Origin of the sequence: Paenibacillus hunanensis, from assembly GCF_014645615.1 — a bacterium.
GTDB classification, from domain to species: Bacteria; Bacillota; Bacilli; order Paenibacillales; family Paenibacillaceae; genus Saccharibacillus; species Saccharibacillus hunanensis.
The window spans coordinates 51,904-69,462 of record NZ_BMMB01000006.1 but is presented as its reverse complement, the minus strand read 5'-3'; the positions used below and the strand labels follow the sequence as shown (position 1 = coordinate 69,462).

Sequence of the window (17,559 nt, the reverse complement as noted above, 5' to 3'; positions counted from 1 at the left end):
ATCGTGCATCTGTATGACACACTTTAATACCGCCCGTTTCTCAAAGTCATTAATATCAACCTTCTATACCTATATTAAAAACAGCCCGAAACAAATGTCTGTGTAATAGCATAACAGACGTCTTGTTTCGGGCTGTAAGGTATAGAATAGTGTCCGGGACATAGAAGAATCGAATACTATATTCATTGCCACATGATTACGAAGGCTGAGTTTGTACATCGGTCGTTGTTAATGTATCTTCTATGGATGTGGATGGTTCTGATGATACGGCAGTTAGTGCTATGCCGCGTTCGGCGTGTTGTGTAGAAGGATCGACAATGGATGATGTGTCGACATCATAACGTTGCATAAAAGCAGGTGTTGATAGTATCATCGCACGCGGAATCAGATGCTCGGATTGTTCTTTTAGGCGCATGCTACCGGATGGGTGGATAATGGTTAGCAGCAGCTTGAGATACCAGCGCGTGAGGAAAGCGAATAGGCCCTGTGGCAGTTCTCGTATCGCAAAGCCGAATTTTTCCGGGCCGCGGTTGACCATGCTTACGCCATACAGCGCGCGTGCTTGCATAAGCTCGGGCTGCTCCTTCATTTGCAGCGCCAGCTTCGGAAAGTCCTGTCTGGCGGCTTGAATGAACAGGATCGCAAGCTGCATCATTGAGCGTGAGCCTGAGGTCAGATCGAATAAACGGCGATTATCAAAATGAAGCTCGATAATCGAGTCTCCACGTTCCAACCATTCTCCAGTTTCTAATTGTAGCGGTCTGCCTTGATACGAGCGTAGTCTGTAATGAAATAGTCCATCCGGGCCTGTCTTTTGCAAATGAAACATCCAGTGGAACAGCTTTTCCCAGCCCAGCCATAGCTGAACGAGCAGCTTCTTAAATGGAGACAGGAGCGTGCCGAGTGGTGCACGGCGGGCGTATGTTCCATCCTCTGACTCACGAGTAGCGCGATCTTTTCTCTGCTTGGACATATATTTGCTCCCTTCCATCAGAGAGCCGATCGTCACTGCTTCCAGACCACGCTGCTGCGCCTCCTGTAGCACAAGCTCCAGCGCAGCAAGCATTTCGGCAGGAGCATCACGATTCGCTCCCCAGGTGTTGCCGCAATCGTGCAGCAGCATAATCTCGCCACCTCGTAGCTTACGCAGCATACGAGCAGCGAGTTTATCTCTACCTACCCGTTTACGCCAATCACCAAACAGAGACGACCAGAGCACAATATCGTAATGGCTGTTACGCGAAAGATCAGACTGATTTACGATTCCCCACGGTGGGCGATAATATAGAGGCCGCTTGCCTGTAAGATTGTGAATGATTTTTTGCGTCAAATAGATTTGCCGGCGTACTGCGGCTGGCGACATTAACCAGTTAGCGCGATGAATATAATTATGGATACCAATCTGATGTCCTTCCTCATGAATGCGGCGGATGATGTCTGGATTCTGCTCTGCATGAAGCCCTACAACAAAAAAGGTCGCCTTTGCCTCATACTGCTTGAGCAGGTCTAATAACAACGGTGTATAGATCGGATCGGGGCCATCATCAAAGGTCAGTGCGAACGATGTCTTGCTGTCTCCACGTCGAAATACACGATAGCCAAACAATCGACTAACTAGCCCCGGAATAAAGGCATAAAATGAACATATGTAAAGCAGCCATAAAAACAGATGTTCCATCATTGCTCCTTTCAGCTCCTTATCCAGCGATAATGATGTGTAACATGTCTCTAGTTCATTGCAGGGTTGGAGCAAGCAAATTGCAATTATTGTGATCTTGCTATCGCAGTGCAGAACGATGCACGGAGATGAATTTTAGCTTAATCTGCTATATTGGCTTTTCGGGGTATTGCATCTATACTATTTTATCATACCCTCCTGCTGCTAGAGTAAGAAGGAATTTCAACGATTTGACGGAAAAGGAGTTTTACGTTTCATGCTGCCACTGTACAAAAAGTATTGGCGCACCGCATTTGATATCGGTGTCGTCGTTCTGACCGTCTATCTGGTATTGCTGTTATCCAGCTGGTTATACCGGATTGCTGCACCTGTATTTTTATCATTGCTTATCTTTGCAATGATCGAGCCATTTGCAATGTTTTTGAATCGGCGTGGCTTACCGAAAATGGCTTCCTCCGCGATTGCTGTGCTGGTATTCGTACTTATTATTCTGGGAGCACTGTTTGGTGCAGGGCTTGTGTTTGTGGCTCAAATCAGTCAGGTGACAGATGCGTTGCCAGGCTATGCTTCTATCGTGCAGCATCATTTTTCGCAGTTCACTGGCTTTTTACAGGATCAGCTCAAGGCATTGCCTCCGGGTGTAGCCGAGCAGATTAACGAGTACTTTGCTACCTTTACTGCTGGACTCGCCGTATGGGGCAAGTCATTATTTAATGCAGCGCTTGGCTGGCTTGGCACCTTCTCATCCTTTATCGGTAGCTTTGCCGTTGGGATTGTGCTCGCCTTCTTCCTGAGTGCTGAGATTAATCTGTGGCGCAGAATTGCAACGGAAAAGACACCCAACACGATCAAAAAATCCTTTTACTTTTTAAAGGAGCATGTATTGTTTGCCATCGGCGCGTATATTAAAGCGCAGCTGATGATGGTGTCGCTCACATTTGTACTTGTGTACATAGGATTACTGATCTTACAGGTCGATCATGCTTTTTCACTAGCGATCCTGAGTGCGGTATTCGATATTTTGCCATTACTCGGTATACCGGTTATTTTCATACCGTGGATTGTGTATCTGTTCATTGTCGGACAGACCGGGCTTGCGATTGGGCTGACGGTACTGCTTGTGGTCGTTATGCTGACTCGCCAGCTATTGGAGCCCAAAATTACCGGTAATTCGATCGGTATTACTTCTGCTTACCTGATGCTCTCTGCGATGATCATCTCGCTGTCCATTTTCGGCGTGGCAGGTCTGGTGCTGTCGCCGATTCTCATTATTTTGCTCAAAGAATTGTTTGTGCAGGGCTATCTACAACGCTGGATTCGCCTGCCTAAGGAAGAATTTGAGCCGATGGATCGTGCAGATGATCCTCCTGCTCCAGCTGCTACACCTGACTCAGAGCCTTCAACAGACCAGCTGTAATTCTGACGAGATCTAGATCGGAATAAGCAAATGCAAATCATCGATACTGGATATCCCTGCTACTATTCCTATAGAATGGATCAACTCACAGCTTACCATTTGCTACTACACTGTATCATGACATTCATTATGCAGGGTTTAGCTTATGATACCGTTTGAATGTAAAGGCTGTGTATGTTACGTATAAGTAATTTTAACGAAAATTAGCGGCGGTATCCAGTTTGGCGTGATCTACCTTCATCGAGCTACATATACAAAAAATGCAAAAAGCTGCACTCTTCGATTACAAAGAGTGCAGCTTTTTAGTATCGTTTGATATTGCTTTATTCGAGATTTTTCATTCATCCTGCTATCCTGCAATACCCTTCTATTACGTAGTAGCAGGATACCATAATGCTCTCGGATCTCTTGCGCTGCTCAGCGTTCTTTTTTTACGCTTCTTTTTCCAAATGCGATACATCCTTCCTATCTGGTGCATCCGCATTTTCTTCTGCATGAACCGCATCAACCGACTGTAAAGGAACAACGTCAGCCGTCTCCGATGTTGATTCGTTTTCACCTGCTGTAGCATCAGTCGCGTTAGCCTCAGCTATAGCGTCCTCAGGCACCTCTACATCGTCGATTGTGAAGCGTGCAATCGTATCCTTCAAGCCAATCGATACCGTTTCCAGTTGACCGGACAGCGTCACGAGCTGTGTGCTTACATTTTGCTGCTCGCTACTCAAGGAAGCAACCTCCTGCGAAGTTGCAGAGGATTCCTCGGCTACCGCACTCACATTGCTCATCGCTTCACTCATCGATTGCTGCACGCGATTCAGCTCATTAATCGATTGTGTAGCAGAGCCAAGCTTGTGCACAAACTCGGTCATCTGCTGCTGTACCGTTTCAAAAATACCTGTTGTTGCCTGTACGGCTTCGGTTTGTTGACGGAACAGCGGGAATGCTTCGGTCAGCACACGCACCGTCTCATCCATTTCCTTCTGGATATTAGTGGTAATCTCGCCAACCATCAGGATCGATTGACGGGATTGCTCTGCCAGATTACGAACCTCATCGGCAACGACCATAAAGCCTTTACCCGCAGCGCCTGCACGTGCTGCCTCGATCGTTGCATTCAAGGACAGAATGTTCGTCTGCTTCGTAATATTTTGCATGGCATCAAGTACCTGCTGTACAGACGATGTGCTTTCCTTGAGTGAATCGATCCGTACGCTCAGCGAGCGGATCATATCCTCGGTCACTTTCGTTTTGCCCATCAGCTCATCCATATGATGAACCCCTGTTTTACCTGCCTCTTCTACCTTCTCAGCTGACAGCTCCATCTGCTTGTTCGCCTCAACAACGCGACCCATTCGATCATTCATCGTCTCGGTCAGCTCTGTACCGCGTTCAGCCTCCAGTGCCAGACTACCTGCCCCGTTCGCAATTTCCTCGGTAGCTACAGCGATCTCGCGGGCTGAGGTAGCCGTTTGGCGAGAAGCCGAGCTAAGCGTAGTTGCAGTGTCCAGTACGTGCTGGGCAGATTCATTCGTCTGCTTCACCAGACCTGTAATATTTTCCATCATCGTATTAAAAGCTACTCCAAGCTGTCCAATCTCGTCCGAGGATTTGTGATTGGTACGTACGCTCAGAATCCCCTGTGAGCCTAGATTCATCAGACGCTGTAGCTTGCGCAGTGGCGTACCGATGGTGCGAATAATGACCAGACCGATCAGAATCGCTACAACCGCACACACAATCGCCATAATCCATGTTAGCATCAGAATCGGACTTGCACTCGATACAAGTGCTTGTACTGGTACAGTTCCGATCAGCTTCCACGTATCCGCTGTATCAAGTACGGAGTAAGCAACTAGAATGGGCTGCGGGCCTTCATCATTTTGGAAGCGTCCGCTACCGCCCTTGATTTGATCCAGGAATTTGTAAGCTGATGCTTCCGATACGGTCTCTGGCTGTGTGGAAGCAATCACTGTATTATTCGGGCCACCTACCAGATCGACTTTGCCGCCGTCACCCAGATTAAGGTTATCGATCTGGTCATTCAGCCATTTGCTATTAATGCTCATAACAAAGACGAAGGATTCCGGACTACTCGACAAACGCATTGCACGCGCATACGTAAAGTTTTTATTCGTGCCAGCGGCAGACTCCGTTGGAATCCACTGCATGACCCCTTTATCATCGGTCAATGTTTTATACCAATCCTTTTGACGAACCGCAGTCGGATCAGGAATACCTGTACCTGCACCGATAACATTCAGCTTTGTGTCGACAGGGATCAGATAGATCGCTTCGATCGAATCGGTAGAGTTCATTTGATTTTGCAGATTCTGGCTAATCGAATTGATCGTTTGATATTTATCATATTCCGACAGATTCGGGCTAGTAAGCTTCGTCAGATCATTCTGCATAGTCGGATCAAAAAACACCTGTACAGAAGAGTTCACGATCTGACTGAGCATCACATCCAGCTTTTCCCCGGTCTGAATGATCGTCTGCTCATTGCTAATCGCTGCATTTTCCTTAATTACACTTTTCGCGCGTAGATAAGAAAATGAGCCTAGCAAAACAACACATAGCATAATAGCAATAAAAAACATTAAGAATAGCTTTACTCCAACTGATTTGGAAGGATTAAAGCTACGCCAATTTTTAGCAGCAGACAGCGAGGAACGACCAGCATGCTTGAGCTGCTCACGCGAAATGCGTGGCGCTTTCAAGTTAAACTTACTATTGCCTGGCTTACCTGGTTCGGCTGTTGATGACGCTGCTACAGCGTCTACACCCTGAACAGGCATCTGCTTCGCTCCCCTGCCGCGCTCTTTAAACCACTTATGTAGCGCCCGTTGAGAAGGATTTTTCCCGTTGTTGACTTTCTGTTGCTTCGGCTTTGGAGTTTGATTCTTTAGTTGCTTGGTCTCGCCTGGTTGCTTGAGTAACTTTTTGGATAACTTTGCTGGCTTGCCTTCCGATTTCCCCGGTTTTTGCCATAAACCCATACGATTCACCCACCATCTCAAAATTCAGGACCTGCAATATACCTTTCTCTCCCGGCTTACCTGTTCCTTATTTTATTCAGTCAGAACTCCTGCTGGAGTCCTAGAGCTATAGTTATGCTTCCATTATCGGTGATTATCCAGTAAAAATGAACTCTTTTTTTGAAAAAGTAAGGTCTTTTATACTATTATTTATAAAAAACTTAACATTACGATTTAAATAATACCATAATTTAGGCTATTATCTCTTTTGTAAGCGATATTATTTTTCTGAAAAAACATGAATATATCATTATATGTTATGTAAATGACACAAAAAAGGCAGGAAACAGGTCTTTTGGGCTAAACTCAATTACGCTTTAGCTTACCAAAAAGACTATTTTCTGCCTTTACGATGTAGAAGGATACGTATGCCTACCCAATCCTGTTAGATCTCTATTTTATGATTACTATGCACGTAAAGGCGCTTAGCCTTCTCGCACAACAAGCTTGTCTATTAGACAGTTACCGTTGTCTTTGGAGCGGCCTTCACATTCTTTTTACGCATCATATCAAAGTAACGAACCGGCTGATCCACCTTCAAGCGAATCTTTTGCAAGGGGTGACGAGCGGCATCCAGCTCATTGCCTTCTTCATCCCAGATCGTGCCGACCTGCTGCTTGAAAAATGTACCATTCGGACCGAAGAACTCAATATCCTGACCTGGCTTGAAATGATTACGCTGCTGCACAGTTGCAATACCTGTTGCTTCATCATAATCCAGCACCAACCCGGCAAAATCATAAGGAACCGCCTTATCTTCTGGCTCGTAAATATGATCTTCCTGATCCGGTGTATCGTAGAAGAAGCCTGTATTCAGTGGACGATTCGCCGCCTTGTTTAGCTCTTCCAGCCATTCTGGCTTGAGTTCATAATTGTCAGGATCAGCCATGTAGGAATCGATCGCCTGACGATACGCATTCACCACTGTCGCCACATAGTGGATCGATTTCATCCGACCCTCGATCTTAAAGCTATCGATGCCGACCTCGATCAGATCAGGAATCGCCTCCAGCATACACAGATCCTTGGAACCCATCGAGAACGGATTATCGCCTTCTTCATATAGCGGAAGCTGATTCACGCCCAGCTGGAATTGCTCCAGTACACGCTGCTCTGCCGCTTCCTCTTCCGAGATCCATTCCGCCTGTGGACGCGCATCCTCAAACAGATCGTATTTCCACCGGCACGACTGACAGCAGCCACCACGGTTAGAATCACGGTCGGTAAAATGGTTGGACAGCACACAGCGTCCCGAGAAGGAAGAACACATCGCACCGTGAATAAATGCCTCAATCTCTACATCCACATTCTTCTTAATCTCCGCAATTTCTTCCAGGCTGGTTTCGCGCCCCAGTACGACACGCGGCAAGCCTTCTTCTTTCCAGAACTTTACCGCTTGCCAGTTCAATGTTGATTGCTGAGTGCTCAAATGCACCTCTAGCTTCGGTGCACAGCGCAGAGCAATTTCGATAATCGTTGGATCGGCTACAATAATCGCCGAGATGCCCGCTTCCTCCAGATTGCGCAGATATTCCTCGATGCCATCAACATCCTCATCATGCGCATAAATGTTAGTCGCAACAAATACTTTAGCACCGTATTGATTCGCGAATTCTACGCCTTCCCGCATCTCTTCAAAGCTGAAGTTATCTGCGTTGGACCGAAGGCCGTATTTTTGTCCACCGATGTATACAGCATCAGCGCCATAATGAATAGCAAATTTCAGCTTTTCCAGATTCCCCGCTGGTGCAAGCAGCTCAGGCTTATCCAGACGGTATCTTTTGCCAAAATGAATTGGTTTGGATGTAGTACCCATGGAGATCTCCCCCTCGATCTTGTTACGATGATATCTTAATAGACTTGCTCTTTATAAAAGAAACCAAACGACAGCTCACGCTCAGGGTCTTGCAGCTCACGAACTTCTTCCAGCCATGATTCGTCAAACTCATATTCCTCTGCATTAGCAGCATACGCATCAATTGCGGTACGATAGGCGCGAACGACAGCGACATTGTAAGCAATCGGCTTGAGCATCCCTTCGATTTTGAAGCTATGGATGCCTGCCTCCATTAGTAGATGCAGGTCTTCCAGAATACAAATATCTTCTGAACTCATAATATGGGTACCGTTACTGTCCTCATAGATCGGGAACTTTTCATCACGACGCTCCGCCTCGATTAGAAACAGTCCACGTGTTAGCCCCAGCTCGCCCTCTACCTGACGTCCCTGATGCGCCATATAGCTTTGCACAAGGCGGCGCTTGGAATGATAAATATTCGTCATACCATGCACCTGTACCTGTGCTTCCACTTCCAGCTTGTCCGTCATGCCAGTAATCTCATCCATATTCAGCTCACGTGCCAGTACGACACGTGTCGCTCCCTTGCGTCCCCAGTAATTCGCAGTAGACGAGTTGGTTGAGGTCATCTCCGCATTCCAGTGTAGACGAAGGTCTGGAGCCAGCTCGCGTACAGTAGTCAACACTGCTGGATCGCCAAATTCAATACCATCTACCCCTGCATCGCGCAGACCTTCGATATAAGCAGGCAGTTCAGCCAGTATATCATTGGTCATCAGATTGTTCACCGCAACATACACACGCTTGCCCTTATCATGACTGTATGCTACCGCTTCAGCGATCTCTGCTAAAGTAAAGTCTCCTGGCAAGCGCATTCCAAAGCGTTCTTCACCAATTAGAAAAGCGTCTGCTCCCGCTTCCGCCAGTACACGTAGCTCCTCCAGCGAAGAAGCTGTGCTTAACAGCTCAGGTTTATTACTCATATCAAGCACCTCCCAGCCTTACGGCTGTTATTTCATCATTGTACGTATTGCTAAGTATGGGGTGATACACATCTTCTATTATCTGAAGCTCCACGCATCACAAGGCAGCGAATGGCTCGCTGCCTGTGGATGTGTATTTGTTAACGCATCAATTGGCTTCATCGGAAGTATTACTACTCTCCGCTTGGCCTGCTGCACTGGTTTCTTTGCTCGCAGCGATATTTTTCTGATGCTCTGCATAGGTTTTAGCAAATAGATGTCCACCGGAGCCATCCTTTTTCGTTACATAGTATAGATAATCGGATGTCTTCGGCTCTAATGCTGCCTTAATCGCTTCAATACCAGGATTGGCAATCGGTCCTGGCGGCAGTCCGTCGTGCAGATACGTATTATATGGACTGTCAATTTTGAGATCGGAGTACAGCAGACGCTGCTTTTGCTTGCCCAGTGCGTATTGCACAGTCGCATCAATTTGCAGACGCATCCCTTGCTTAATGCGGTTGTTAATGACACCTGCCACCTCTGCACGCTCATCTGGAACGACAACCTCGCGCTCGATCAGCGATGCTTCGGTTAAGAGCTGATGCAAGGTCATACCTCGTGCTTTCAGCTTTTGATCAAAATTATCGATCGTCGCCAGATTTGAACGCGTACCTGCCAGCATATTCGCAATCACATCCTGCGGTGTGCTATCCAGTGGCAAATCGTATGTAGCCGGGAACAGATAGCCTTCTAACGGATGTAAAATGCCATTACCTGTCGGTACCTTCCAATCACGTGCTTGCTTGAACTGAGACGGATCATCTACCAGCTTCAAAAATTCATCCCGATCCACATAGCCCGCACTGCTGAGCTTGTCGGCAATCTGGGTAACGGTGTAGCCCTCCGGAATCGTAAACTTCATCGTTTTCGGTACGACAACCTCCGCATTGTTCAGCTTGGTCACAATCTGCTCATACGTCATGCCAGGTGTGAATTCATAGTCACCTGCCTTGAACGCTTTGCCTTCATTGTTCCAGCGCAGATACATTCGAAACGCGAAGTCATTGCGAATGATGCCTTTACTTTCCAGATCGCCCGCAAGCTTAGCTGTTGACGTGCCCTCCGCAAGCGTATAAGCAACCGGCTCAGATGAAGCCGCAGTCGGCTGCATCGCATTCCATCCGTATATCGCTACGCCTGCAATGATAATAATCAGCAAAACAATAACTCCTAAAAGGGTCCTGACCTTTTTACGCAATGGACATAACAACTCCTTTGACAGTCAAAAAGAGCGGAATAGGCTCCGCTCTTCTCAAGACATAACTGTAGCAGTATGGAACTGCCGTATACAAATCCGTGATTAATCTTCAAACGGTAAGGTCAGCTCGTCGTACAATTCAGCTACGTCTTCCCATTCATCGTCGTCGTCAATCGTAATCAGCTCCGGATGTCCATCCGCACCGTCTACAATTTTCAAAATTTCGACTTCGGTATCAGGCAATGCTGTATCCTTTTGCAAGACAGCATAGGCACCTGATTCTGTCTCAAATTCGCTGATCAAACGATAAACGACATTCTCGCCGCTCTCGTCGGTTAACTCGATCAGTACCCCGTAAGCCTCAAGCAACTTGGACGATAATTTGACATTACTCGCAGAAAGATCACTCATGGGTTTATTCACCATCCAATTCAGCCACTAATGTATTGAAGGTCTCTTCAACGATCTGCCACTCGTCTTCGTCTTCAATGATGTAGAGCTTCAGATCATCTTCGTCTTCCTCGTACCGGAACGCATATACTTCATCGGTATCGTCCTCTGTGGCTTCCATAGGCACGACCATCATATATTTGGCGTCCGAACCATCAACCTCGAATTTCATGATGACTTCAAATTCCTCTTCATTTCCATCATCATCTGGAATGTAAATAATTTCTGGTTCGTCCTCAAGCAAATTTTGATCCTTCGCCATATTAACCACCCTCACCCTTTACTTTTAGAATCCAAGTAATTTTGCAAAATCAAGCTTGCGGCCATTTTATCAACGACCTGCTTGCGTTTCTTGCGGCTTACGTCAGCCTCAATCAAAGTTCGCTCAGCTGACATCGTTGTAAGCCTTTCATCCCATAGGTGAACAGGCAGATGCACAGATTCCCGAAGATGTTCTGCAAATTCGATACATATTTGACCACGGGGACCGATACTTCCATTCATGTTCTTAGGAAGCCCCACCACGATCTCGCTAATCTCGTGCTCCTGAATGAGTTCAGCAATCCGTTCGTCGACTGCTGTATTGCGCTGGCGGTCAATAACCTCAACGCCCTGAGCAGTCCAGCCAAACGCATCGCTAACCGCGACACCGATCCGGCGATCTCCGTAATCCAGACCCAATATTTTCATGATGTGTCTACGCTCCGTCTCTACCGATGACTGGCCAGGTAGGAACGGACCAGCTCTTCAATTAATTCGTCCCGCTCTTTTTTGCCGATTAGGCTGCGTGCATTATTATGCCGGGGAATATAAGCGGGGTCCCCGGAAATGAGGTAACCTACAATCTGATTAATCGGATTGTATTCTTTTTCCACCAGTGCATCATACACGGTGAGCAGTATTTCCTGTGACGAGCTTTCATGCTCATCACCCTTGACATTAAACTTGACCGTTTTGTCCATGGAGTCCACTCGCTGACACCTCGCTTTTTCGGAATAGTGTATGAACACACACTTCCTCAAAATGGAATCCCCTGATGTTCATGTTGATTCTTTATCATCATAACACATCAAAGGATGTACAAGGAATATTTACGTTCAAACTAATCGAAAAGTTACAGAATTTTAAAGTATTATCACATAAATGCCAAATATTTTGCAGGCGATTGCCGCTATATTGCATTTGATGCTCCTATAGCTATATCGCCTGCTCACCTGTTGCCTCTATTTAACTCATTGGTATAGCTTAAACGGAAGCGACATGCTTCTTCGCTGCTTCAAGTGCTTCGCGCAGCTTGGATGCGTCCTTACCACCAGCTTGCGCCATATCCGGACGCCCACCACCACCGCCGCCGCAGATTGCAGCGACTTCTTTTACAAGCTTACCTGCATGCAGTCCGCGCTCAATGCCGGACTTTGGTACAACGACAACAAAGTTTACTTTGTCTTCAATCGCTGCGCCGAGTACGAGTACCGCTTCTGGTAGCTTCACCTTGAGCTCGTCTGCCAGACCACGAAGTGCATCCATGCTTGGTGCCTGTACTTCTGCTGCAAGTAGTGGTGTGCTACCAACAGTCTCGACTTGATCCGTCAATTGTCCAGCTTCGATCAGGCTCAGCTTGCTTTGCAGCGATTCGTTTTCACGACCTAGATCGCGAACCTGCTGGTTCAGCGCTTCGATACGTTTTGGCACATCATGTACGTTCGATTTGAGCTGTACTGCTGCCTGTTTCAGGATATCCAGCTGGCTATCGAGGAACATATAAGCCAGACGACCTGTTACCGCTTCGATGCGGCGTACACCGGAGCCGATACCACTCTCGGAAACGATTTTGAACAGACCGATACGGGAGGTGTTGTCCACATGACAGCCGCCACACAGCTCGATGCTGTAATCGCCGATTTTGACGACGCGTACGATATCACCGTATTTTTCACCGAACAGTGCCATTGCCCCCATCGCTTTCGCTTCATCGATAGCAGCATAGCTAATTTCCACGTCAAGACCTTTCCAGATTTCCTGGTTAACACGACGCTCGATGTCTGCCAGTTCCTCTGGAGTTACACTGCTAAAGTGCGAGAAGTCAAAGCGCAGACGCTCTGCTTCAACGAGGGAACCTGCTTGATTCGCATGGTTACCCAGCACTTCCTTGAGCGCTTTGTGCATCAAGTGAGTAGCGGTGTGATTTTTGATAATATCGTTGCGGTTAGGTGCATCCACCTGCGCCGTTACAGTATCACCGACATGAAGCTCGCCCGAGCGAATTGTTACGATATGCACGGATTGACCGCGTGGTGCTTTGAACAGTGTTTCTACGGATGCTTCCACTTTGTCGCTAGTCAACAGACCGAGATCGCTCACCTGACCGCCGCTCTCTGCATAGAATGGAGTCACATCGAGAATCACCTGTACAGTCTGACCTTCGCCAGCACTCTGTACAAAAGCGTCATCTGCAATAATAGCTGCTACTGTGGATTGTACAGTCAGCTGCTCATAGCCGACGAATTCACTCTTTGCTTCCAGCTCGGACAGCACGCCGCCCTGTACTTTCATACTACCGCTATCCTGACGTGCAGCACGCGCACGATCACGCTGCTCCTGCATCGCTGCATCGAAGCCTTCGCGATCTACCGTCAGACCATTTTCCAGAGCATAATCTTCTGTCAGGTCAAATGGGAAACCATAGGTGTCATACAGCTTGAACGCATCAGCACCGCTGATTGCCGTTTGTCCATTCGATTTCGCCTGCTGGCTCAGATCAGCCAGAATGTTCAGACCATCAGATAGTGTTTCGTGGAAGCGTTCTTCCTCTGTACGAATAATTTTCTCAACATAATCACGTTGCTCTACTACCGTTGGGTAGTACGTGCCCATCACGTCGCCTACTGTTTTTACCAAGCTGAACAGGAATGGCTTATCCAGACCGATTACTTTTCCGTAACGAACCGCACGGCGTAGCAGACGGCGGATAACATAGCCGCGTCCTTCATTAGAAGGCAATACGCCATCACCTACAGCGAATGTTACGGTACGAATATGGTCAGCGATAACCTTCAGCGCTACATCGGTATCGTTGTTTTGCTTGTACGTTACACCTGCGATGCGTGCTGTTTCTTGGATCATCGGCTGGAACAGATCGGTGTCAAAGTTGGAATCCACATCCTGCAAAATGGAAGTGAAGCGTTCCAGACCTGCACCGGTATCGATATTTTTGTTAGGCAGCGGTGTGTAGCTACCATCTTTGTTATGGTTAAACTGGGAGAATACGAGATTCCATACTTCGAGGAAACGCTCATTTTCACCGCCTGGATACATTTCTGGATCATTTGGATCAAGCGCGCCATAAGCATCGCCACGATCATAGAAAATCTCAGTACACGGACCGCAAGGGCCTTCACCGATATCCCAGAAGTTATCTTCCAGCTTGATGATGCGTTCCGCTGGCAGACCGATCTTCTCGTTCCACAGCTTGAATGCTTCCTCATCCTCTGGATAGACCGTTACCGACAGACGCTCTGGATCAAAGCCGATCCATTCCTTGCCTGTGAGGAACTCCCATGCCCATGTGATCGCTTCTTCTTTGAAGTAATCACCGATAGAGAAGTTGCCCAGCATTTCGAAAAATGTATGGTGACGACGCGTTTTGCCGACATTCTCGATATCATTGGTACGAATACATTTTTGCGAGTTCGTAATACGCGGGTTATCCGGCTGGATACGACCATCAAAATAAGCCTTCAGCGGCGCCATACCGGCATTAATCCATAGCAAAGATGGATCGTTAATCGGCACAAGCGGTGCACTCGGCTCTACTTTATGTCCTTTGCTTTCAAAAAAAGCGAGCCATTTGGAACGAATTTCACTTGCTTTCATAAATAGCGAGCCTCCTTAAGTATAGCGTTTGACCATGCAAACGCAGTTGTTCGGTGTATAACCAGATTCTCGTAGCGACACCAGAGCATGACTCTGAGCCAGCCACATTATACGGGAACCCTGTAAGGCCCGGAATCTAAAAAACGCCCCTGTCGATAGATCAGGGACGGTATTCTTGTATTTCCTGAAACGGCTTCTCCCTGCACCCTTTTTTGTTATGCCAAGGCTGTGTACAGCAGGCACTGCTACTGTCATCTGTTGCTACAGAGCACAGTCGCCGTTTGTTATGCCGCTTCCAGCTGTCTGTAAATGGCACCAAAAGGATGCCCTATATATGATACTGCACAACTAGATTATTTCTTACGAGCTGCGGCAGTTCATTTAGACAGTGGACGGTAAAAAAGAGGTATGCCCGGATACCTGATTCCGCCAGAATAATCAGTCTTTTAGCGGAAGTTCACGATTTTTCAACAACCTATATCAGTATATCCAGCGTATCCGGCTCTGTCAATCGCACGCATCATAGACAGCCGGGCATGAAAAGCGCTTTCTGACTGTGCTCTAGCGGTCTAGCTGTGGGGCTTCATGTGGGCCATCAACATCGTGCGGCCTGTCAGCAATAACTGTATGGCCCCAGAATGCAAAAAAACCTGGAGCAGTCGATACGCAGCAATCGTGCGCATCGACCGTCAAGGTCTAAATCGGGTCAATAGCCCGCTGTTATCATGGTATGTATAAGGCGATGATTGCACAGCCGTATTCCCCGATCCTACTGAATACTAATTGCCTCTGCTCCACGTCTCATCTAGGAGGACAAAGGAAGCTGAGCCGCTACAGCTGGATGTTCCACGAACAAATCGTCCAGCGAGCTAAGTGTACCATCCTCTTCCACCTGGTACACCGACATTTTACCGTTATTTACGGTCAATTCAATAAAACAGCCCCAGCAATAAAATTGATGCGAGCCGATCTTTCCAATATCTTTGGAACTACAGTTTGGACATTTCATTCCGCACTCACCCTATCCGTCTACAAGTTTGGGCAGCCAGCCTTGCGGCGCAGCGCCTCATTCCCGGCGCTTCCTCCAGCTACAGAATCGATTCAGTCAGCCTACGTCATGCTGCTAAGCATCTGAGGCAGAGCGATTCTGTAAGGTTTCTCCGCTATGCCAGCTACAGTTTACAGGCATTCCTTCAGTCGCTGATCGCTCGCTACTGGCGTCATAATGGCGCTTTCACCAAAGGCAATCTGGTCGCTGATCGGAAGCCATTTTCTTCCGCCAATCAGATCGGAAATAAAACCGTCGCTGATTTCGATCCCGGTAATGCTTTTACCCAGTTCAGGATTAAAGTAAACATCGGATACATATCCGAGCATGGCTCCGTCACTGGTAAGAACCGGCAGCTCCTTGAGCTTACGGTTTCCGATAAGGAATGTATGCTTGATATCGTCAGCCGCCGTTTGGCGCACTGCCTGTTGATTACGAATCATAATGGCATCACTGCCAAAGCTGACCACGTCTTCCCATTTGACCGTGCGAACCTGTAGCGAAAATAGCCCTTTGCCTTCCAGCTCGAAGCCATATACCGACCAGTCCTCATGCACGATAAAATCGTGGATTTTGCCTAGCTGCTTGCCGTCTTCTACGTCAAATACAGCAAGTCCGATCATGCTCTGAATCTTCAACATTTGCAGGACCTCCTCGGCGCACATTTTGCGCGGGGTAAGGCATCATTCCTTACGCCCGGCCGGTGGCAGTAGCCGACATCTATCCTCCCTTATTCACCAGACAGGGGAGCCCTTCCATCATTTACGCAGCCGTTTTAAAATGGTTGCAATTTTTTGTGCGGTTTGTTCAATTTCCTCTGTAGTATTACCCAGCCCAAAGCTAAAACGAATCGCCGATTGTTGTACATTTTCTGGTAAATTCATCGCCTGTAAAACATGGGACAGCTCCAGTGAACCTGATGTGCATGCGGAGCCACTAGCAGCAGCAATCTGCTGCATATCCAGATTCATCAGCATCGTCTCACTCGTAATCCCAGGAAAGCTCATATTCAATATATGTGGAAGCGACTGCTCCAGCGGTGTATTGATCACAAAAGCGTCACGTCCTGCTTGCTCTGTCAGTTCCGCGATAAATGCAGCACGTAGCTGATGCAGGCTTGTCGTGCGCTCCTCCAGCTTATCTGTTGCCAGCTCTACCGCCTTGCCAAAGCCAGCGATGCCTGCCAGATTCTCTGTGCCTGCACGGCGCTTACGCTCCTGCAAGCCTCCATGCAGCAGTGGCTCCAGTCGTGTTCCCTGACGTACATACAATGCACCGATTCCTTGCGGCCCATTAATTTTATGAGCGGAAAAGCTCATCAGATCGACCGGAAGCTCATGACAGTTAATCGCTACGCCGCCAAGTGCCTGTACCGCATCGGTATGAAAAAGGATACCTTGCTCCTGTGCCAGCTCGCCAATCTCTCTGATCGGCTGTAGTGTTCCCACTTCATTGTTGCCAAACATAATGCTGATCAGAATCGTATCCGGGCGAATCGCGGCACGCAGCTCATCCAGCCCTACCCGTCCCTGTGGATCGACGGGTAGATAGGTGACCTCGTAGCCACGCTTCTCCAGTGCTTCACACGCGTGCAATACAGCATGGTGCTCAATGCTGGATGTGATGATATGGCGACCTTTTTCCTTCATCGCTTCTGCCACACCGAACAATGCCATATTGTCGCTCTCTGTCCCACCTGCGGTGAACACCAGCTCATTAGGATGACAGCCAAGCTTTGCCGCCATTAGATCACGTGCACCACTAACGATACGCTTCGCTGCGCGACCGAAGCCATGCACACTGGACGCATTTCCATACGTGCCTGTCATTACATTTAACATTTCCTGTGCTACCTCTGGATGCACCGGTGTGGAGGCAGCATGGTCAAGATAGATTGAAGTCATTACAGTTCACCCTGTCTTTCATGAAAATATAATTTTATTCTAAACATATAGTTCAATTCTGGATTCGTTATAGATAAACGGTTCTATTCATTTCATTACACTGTTTTCTAATGCTCGATATCCTATCTAT

14 protein-coding genes are annotated in these 17,559 nt (G+C 47.6%); 1 reads left to right on the top strand and 13 read right to left on the bottom strand.

Annotated elements, in window-relative coordinates:
* Nucleotides 1–196 precede the first annotated feature (196 nt).
* The gene (locus tag IEX62_RS13910) at nt 197–1,678 is read right to left on the bottom strand and encodes a polysaccharide deacetylase family protein (protein WP_444544139.1); all 1,482 of its coding nucleotides are present in this window, start codon (nt 1,676–1,678) and stop codon (nt 197–199) included.
* A 256-nt stretch (nt 1,679–1,934) separates the two neighbouring features.
* Between IEX62_RS13910 and IEX62_RS13905 the strand changes: the two genes are divergently transcribed.
* Entirely contained in the window at nt 1,935–3,095 is a 1,161-nt protein-coding gene (locus IEX62_RS13905) for an AI-2E family transporter (protein ID WP_188776145.1), read from the top strand.
* Nucleotides 3,096–3,526: 431 nt separating this feature from the next.
* On the opposite strand, the gene IEX62_RS13900 is transcribed toward IEX62_RS13905, so the two are convergent.
* The 12 genes from IEX62_RS13900 to IEX62_RS13845 form a co-directional block, all read right to left on the bottom strand.
* Nucleotides 3,527–6,094 carry a methyl-accepting chemotaxis protein gene (locus IEX62_RS13900; RefSeq protein WP_188776144.1) on the bottom strand — a complete coding sequence of 856 codons (2,568 nt, stop codon included), beginning with the start codon at nt 6,092–6,094 and terminating at the stop codon, nt 3,527–3,529.
* Between the two features lie 493 nt (nt 6,095–6,587).
* Entirely contained in the window at nt 6,588–7,949 is a 1,362-nt protein-coding gene (locus IEX62_RS13895; protein ID WP_188776143.1) for a peptidase U32 family protein, read from the bottom strand.
* A gap of 35 nt (nt 7,950–7,984) precedes the next feature.
* Entirely contained in the window at nt 7,985–8,914 is a 930-nt protein-coding gene (locus IEX62_RS13890) for a peptidase U32 family protein (RefSeq protein ID WP_188776142.1), read from the bottom strand.
* 148 nt (nt 8,915–9,062) lie between these two features.
* A complete protein-coding gene (gene mltG, locus IEX62_RS13885) occupies nt 9,063–10,154 on the bottom strand; it encodes an endolytic transglycosylase MltG (protein WP_188776141.1) in 1,092 nt (363 codons plus the stop codon).
* 102 nt (nt 10,155–10,256) lie between these two features.
* A complete protein-coding gene (locus IEX62_RS13880; protein WP_188776140.1) occupies nt 10,257–10,565 on the bottom strand; it encodes a DUF1292 domain-containing protein in 309 nt (102 codons plus the stop codon).
* A 4-nt stretch (nt 10,566–10,569) separates the two neighbouring features.
* Nucleotides 10,570–10,866, bottom strand: a complete 297-nt coding sequence (locus IEX62_RS13875) for a DUF1292 domain-containing protein (protein ID WP_188776139.1) — start codon at nt 10,864–10,866, stop codon at nt 10,570–10,572.
* Between the two features lie 11 nt (nt 10,867–10,877).
* Complete coding sequence (gene ruvX, locus IEX62_RS13870) at nt 10,878–11,294, bottom strand: Holliday junction resolvase RuvX (protein WP_188776138.1); 417 nt, start codon at nt 11,292–11,294, stop codon at nt 10,878–10,880.
* Nucleotides 11,295–11,314: 20 nt separating this feature from the next.
* Entirely contained in the window at nt 11,315–11,575 is a 261-nt protein-coding gene (locus tag IEX62_RS13865) for an IreB family regulatory phosphoprotein (protein ID WP_188776137.1), read from the bottom strand.
* A 274-nt stretch (nt 11,576–11,849) separates the two neighbouring features.
* Nucleotides 11,850–14,477, bottom strand: a complete 2,628-nt coding sequence (gene alaS, locus IEX62_RS13860) for an alanine--tRNA ligase (protein ID WP_188776136.1) — start codon at nt 14,475–14,477, stop codon at nt 11,850–11,852.
* Between the two features lie 805 nt (nt 14,478–15,282).
* The gene (locus IEX62_RS13855) at nt 15,283–15,486 is read right to left on the bottom strand and encodes a YrzR-like zinc ribbon domain (protein ID WP_188776135.1); all 204 of its coding nucleotides are present in this window, start codon (nt 15,484–15,486) and stop codon (nt 15,283–15,285) included.
* A gap of 170 nt (nt 15,487–15,656) precedes the next feature.
* Nucleotides 15,657–16,163: a PRC-barrel domain-containing protein gene (locus IEX62_RS13850; protein ID WP_188776438.1), complete on the bottom strand. Its 507-nt coding sequence runs from the start codon at nt 16,161–16,163 to the stop codon at nt 15,657–15,659.
* A gap of 120 nt (nt 16,164–16,283) precedes the next feature.
* Complete coding sequence (locus tag IEX62_RS13845; RefSeq protein WP_188776134.1) at nt 16,284–17,429, bottom strand: cysteine desulfurase family protein; 1,146 nt, start codon at nt 17,427–17,429, stop codon at nt 16,284–16,286.
* Nucleotides 17,430–17,559: the final 130 nt, after the last annotated feature.

What these genes read in the sequence shown, in the direction of transcription:
- IEX62_RS13910 (WP_444544139.1), bottom strand. Translation starts at nt 1,678, where the DNA reads ATGGAACATCTGTTTTTATGGCTGCTTTACATATGTTCATTTTATGCC.
- IEX62_RS13905 (WP_188776145.1), top strand. Translation starts at nt 1,935, where the DNA reads ATGCTGCCACTGTACAAAAAGTATTGGCGCACCGCATTTGATATCGGT.
- IEX62_RS13900 (WP_188776144.1), bottom strand. Translation starts at nt 6,094, where the DNA reads ATGGGTTTATGGCAAAAACCGGGGAAATCGGAAGGCAAGCCAGCAAAG.
- IEX62_RS13895 (WP_188776143.1), bottom strand. Translation starts at nt 7,949, where the DNA reads ATGGGTACTACATCCAAACCAATTCATTTTGGCAAAAGATACCGTCTG.
- IEX62_RS13890 (WP_188776142.1), bottom strand. Translation starts at nt 8,914, where the DNA reads ATGAGTAATAAACCTGAGCTGTTAAGCACAGCTTCTTCGCTGGAGGAG.
- IEX62_RS13880 (WP_188776140.1), bottom strand. Translation starts at nt 10,565, where the DNA reads ATGAGTGATCTTTCTGCGAGTAATGTCAAATTATCGTCCAAGTTGCTT.
- IEX62_RS13875 (WP_188776139.1), bottom strand. Translation starts at nt 10,866, where the DNA reads ATGGCGAAGGATCAAAATTTGCTTGAGGACGAACCAGAAATTATTTAC.
- ruvX (WP_188776138.1), bottom strand. Translation starts at nt 11,294, where the DNA reads ATGAAAATATTGGGTCTGGATTACGGAGATCGCCGGATCGGTGTCGCG.
- alaS (WP_188776136.1), bottom strand. Translation starts at nt 14,477, where the DNA reads ATGAAAGCAAGTGAAATTCGTTCCAAATGGCTCGCTTTTTTTGAAAGC.
- IEX62_RS13855 (WP_188776135.1), bottom strand. Translation starts at nt 15,486, where the DNA reads ATGAAATGTCCAAACTGTAGTTCCAAAGATATTGGAAAGATCGGCTCG.
- IEX62_RS13845 (WP_188776134.1), bottom strand. Translation starts at nt 17,429, where the DNA reads ATGACTTCAATCTATCTTGACCATGCTGCCTCCACACCGGTGCATCCA.